This window comes from Luteolibacter sp., assembly GCF_058122085.1.
In genome coordinates this window covers 1-3,889 of sequence record NZ_JBIKBQ010000182.1, presented here as the reverse complement: position 1 = coordinate 3,889, position 3,889 = coordinate 1, and the positions used below count along the sequence as shown (strand labels likewise).

5 protein-coding genes are annotated in these 3,889 nt (G+C 63.0%); all 5 read right to left on the bottom strand.

Features of this window, described 5'->3' with window-relative positions:
* Window positions 1-389, bottom strand: a 389-nt coding sequence (locus AC4DF4_RS18055; RefSeq protein WP_490049495.1) for a lysophospholipid acyltransferase family protein, incomplete at its 3' end; no start/stop codon positions are given.
* The gene (gene cmk / locus AC4DF4_RS18050; RefSeq protein ID WP_490049494.1) at window positions 386-1,045 is read right to left on the bottom strand and encodes a (d)CMP kinase; all 660 of its coding nucleotides are present in this window, start codon (window positions 1,043-1,045) and stop codon (window positions 386-388) included. The genes cmk and AC4DF4_RS18055, both read right to left, overlap by 4 nt.
* The gene (gene aroA, locus AC4DF4_RS18045) at window positions 1,042-2,394 is read right to left on the bottom strand and encodes a 3-phosphoshikimate 1-carboxyvinyltransferase (RefSeq protein ID WP_490049493.1); all 1,353 of its coding nucleotides are present in this window, start codon (window positions 2,392-2,394) and stop codon (window positions 1,042-1,044) included. The genes cmk and aroA overlap by 4 nt, the downstream gene beginning before the upstream one ends.
* Window positions 2,395-2,411: 17 nt before the next feature.
* Window positions 2,412-3,275, bottom strand: a complete 864-nt coding sequence (locus tag AC4DF4_RS18040) for a prephenate dehydrogenase (RefSeq protein WP_490049492.1) — start codon at window positions 3,273-3,275, stop codon at window positions 2,412-2,414.
* A 78-nt stretch (window positions 3,276-3,353) separates the two neighbouring features.
* Window positions 3,354-3,797, bottom strand: a complete 444-nt coding sequence (locus AC4DF4_RS18035) for a hypothetical protein (protein WP_490049491.1) — start codon at window positions 3,795-3,797, stop codon at window positions 3,354-3,356.
* Window positions 3,798-3,889 lie beyond the last annotated feature (92 nt).

The following is a 3,889-nucleotide window of genomic DNA, read 5'->3' as shown; positions in this document are numbered from 1 at the left end:
GCCTCGCCGATGTCGCCGTTGAGGGTGCGCTCGCCTTCGGGGAAGACGAGGACGCGCTCGCCTTCCTTGAGCTTGCGGATGATCGTCTTGAGGCTGCCCATGTCCGGGCGGTCCTGGTCCACCGGGATCGCGTTCCATTGCGGATAGAGCCATTTGCCGAATCCCACAAACAGCGTTTTGCGGGCGAGGTAAGTCATCTCGGTCTTGTAGAGGTTTCCGATGAGCGGCGGGTCGAGGAAGCTCTGGTGATTGGAAGCGATGAGGACCGGGCCTTCCGAAATAAGGTTTTCCTCGCCGACGATTTTAAGACCGAAGAGCGTGCGGAAGGCGGCGCCGAATGACATCCAACCTAACCAATAGATCCAGCGCATGGGAGTTTCCGGATTCATGGGAGTGCGGGCAGGCCCTGTTGTTTGAGGATTTCAATGGCGGCATCGACGCCGCTCTCGATGGTGTGATTCGAGGTGTCGAGGACCACGGCGCCATCGGCGATTTTCAGCGGGGCGGTGGTGCGCTCGCTGTCGGCGGCGTCACGCTTGGCCACGGAATCGACCTCGCCGTCCGCGATCCGGCGGGCGGAGCGGACCTCCTCGCTGGCATCGACGTAGATTTTATAAGGCGTGTCCGGAAACACCACGGAGCCGATGTCGCGGCCTTCCATGACGATGCTGGTGTGGTCGAGGTAACCGCGCTGGAGTGCGACGAGCTTGTCGCGGACTTCGGGAATGGCGGCAATGGCGGAGACGTTGGAATTGATCGTCTCGCTGCGGAGTTCGTCGCCCGGATCGACGCCGTCGATGGTGCAGGTGGAGGTCATGCCTTCTTCGCCGCAATGGATGTCGATGCGGTTTAACAGATCGATCACCGCGGCGGTGTCAGAAGGATCGATGTTTTCCCGGAGCGCCTTCCAGGTGACGGCGCGATACATGGCGCCGGAGTTGACCATGACGAGGCCGAGGCGTTCGGCGAGCTTGCGGGCGAGCGTGCTTTTGCCGGAGGCGGCGGGTCCGTCGATGGCGATGGCGAAACGGGGCGTGGTGGTCATGCGCGGGAAACGGTGGGCAGGGTGAAGTCGGCGGCTTGCGAGCGCTCGTGAAGGATGGCGTCGAGGTGATGGGCGAATCCCGGATAGGAAGTGTTCACGCAGTCCGTGTTTTGGATCACGGTTTCGCCTTCCGCGAAAAGCCCGGCGATGGCGAAGGCCATGGCGATGCGGTGGTCGCCGTGGCTGTCGATCACGGCGGCGTGCAGCGGCTTGCCGCCTTCGATTTCCATGCCGTCCTCGAACTCATCGACCTCGGCTCCCATGGCGCGGAGGTGGTTGACGACGGTGGAGATGCGGTCGGATTCCTTGACGCGGAGCTCCTTGGCGTTGCGGATGATCGTGCGGCCTTGCGCCAGCGCGGCGGCGACGGCGATGACCGGAATTTCATCGATCAGGTTAGGAACCTCGTCGATGAAGATCGTGGTGCCGGTTAGGGACGCACCGTGGAGCTCGATGTTGCCGATGGGCTCGCCATCGGACTCATGGACGATCTCTGACATGTGCGCGCCCATGCGGCCGAGCACTTTGAGAATCGCGGTGCGGGTCGGGTTGAGGCCGACGTCCTTGACGAGCAGGCGCGAGCCGGGGATGGCGGCCGCGGCGACTAGCCAGAAGGCCGCGCTGGAAATGTCGCCGGGGACGGTGAAGTCGCAGGCTTGGGGGACTTGCCCGCCGTCGATCGAGATCGCGTTGTCTTCGCGGCGGGTGGTCATGCCGAAGGAAGCCATCATCCGCTCGGTGTGGTCGCGGGTTTCGGCGGGCTGGATGACGGTGGTCTCGCCCTCGGCGAAAAGTCCTGCGAGCAGCACGGCGCTTTTCACCTGCGCGCTGGCGACCGGCATGTCGTAAGTGATGGGGTGCAGCTTGGCGGCGTGGATGAGCAGGGGAGCGCAGCCGGGTTTCTCGCCAAGGGTTTCGATGTGAGCGCCCATCTGGCCGAGCGGAATGGTGATCCGGCCCATCGGCCGCGAGGAGAGCGAGGCGTCGCCGAAGAGTTCGGTGGAGAAGGACTGGCCGGCGACAAGGCCTGCCAGGAGCCGCATGCCGGTGCCGGCGTTGCCGCAGTCGATCGGCGCGGCGGGCGCGCTGAGTTTCATCGACTGGCCTTGGATGCGCAGGTTGATAGGGCCGTAGCCTTCGAGCTCGTCGAGGACCTCGTAGGACGCGCCGAGCGCCTTCATGGCGTTGAGCGTGTTGATGCAGTCCTCGCTGGGCAGGAAGTTACGGATGGTGCAGGTGCCGTTGGATAGTCCGCCGAGGATGGCGGCGCGGTGGGACATGCTTTTGTCGCCCGGGACGCTGAACTCCGCGTGTAGTTTTGAAATGGCTTTGACTCGAAATTCCGACATGAGAGGTGGTGAAAAAACTATTGGGGTGGGTTCAACGGATCGCGCCGCTGCTTGGCGGTGGCGAGCCATTGGCGGGCGTGTTCTTGGTCGCCGCTTTCAAGGCTGGCAAGGATTTCGCGCAGATCGGCGATGGTTTCCCGGAGCGGGCCGATGAGCGCCTCGCGGTTTTCGGTGACGATTTCCGCCCACATCGCGGGGTTTCCGGCGGCGACGCGGGTGGTGTCGCGCAGGCCGCCGCCGCCGAAGCGGCCTTCCGACGGGTCCTTCAAACAAACGCGTGCGGCGCTGGCGGCGATGAGGTGCGGCAGGTGGCTGATGCGGGCGACGAGCTCGTCATGGACCGCGGCGCTCATCCACGAGGTGCGGCAGCCGATGGTTTGCCAAAATCGCTCCAAGGCGGCGGTGAGTTCCGCTGGAGCGCCGTCGTCGTTGGTGAGCAGGCAGGCGGCGTTTTGAAATAGATTCGCGGTGACGGCGGAGAGGCCGTTGCGCTCGGAGCCGGCCATCGGGTGGCTGCCGATGAAATGGATTTCCCGACCATGGAGCAATGGGCCGATCTGCAGGTGCGGCACGCGCTTGACGCTGCCGACGTCGGTGACGAGGCAGCCGTCGCGCAAGCCCGCGTCCAGGGCGGATGTGACGAGGGCGGCCATCGAGCCGACCGGGACGGCGAGAACGATGAGATCCGCGTCTCGAACCGCTTCGCCAAGATCGCCGGTGGCTCCGGTGATGCCGAGATCGCGCGCGGCCTCGACGGTTTCCTGTTTGCGCGCCCACAGCCTGACCTTGGGCGGGTTTTCCAACGCACCGAGCGCAAGGGCGAGTGAACCGCCGAGCAGGCCGCCGCCGAGGATGGTGATGTTTTGAAAATCCGTCTTCATCAAAAACAAAAAGACCGGGTCCAGTGCGCCGGACCCGGTCGGTTTTCCTAAGCAGGTTTACCGGGAATCAGTAAAATCTCAAGGCACGCGGAAGTAGCCTTTGCCCGCGCCGGTGTAGGTCGGGTCCTGGACCAGAGTGCCGCTGGGAATGTCGCGGACATCGACCACCTTGTTGTTATAAGGGCTGAAGACGAAGCCGTCCTTGCCGGGAACCTTGTTGGCGAACTTGTATTCCGCGCGCTTTTCCTCAACCGGAAGTTTGGGCGTTTCCCTAGGCGGGGTCGTCTGAGTGGTGGCAGGAGTTTCGGGGGTGGCATTCTTGAGCTCCTCCGCTTTCGCGAGCTCTTCCTTTTGCTTCATGAGATCCCGTTGTTCCTGGATCTTTTGTTGTTCCGCGGTAGTGGCGGCTTTTTGCGCCGTTTTTTGTGTCGGCTTCTTGTTCGGGTGCTCGTTGTAAGGAGTGCAGGAAGTAATTAAAACGAATCCGAGTGCGGCAAATCCGGTGAGAAAACGAAGGTTCATGGTGGTGCGGAGGAGAGGCTGTTTGGGATTGATGCGTCGGGCGGGATGATGGTCTTCCTGAGCTTTCCGTCAAGCAAGGTCATCATCCATCC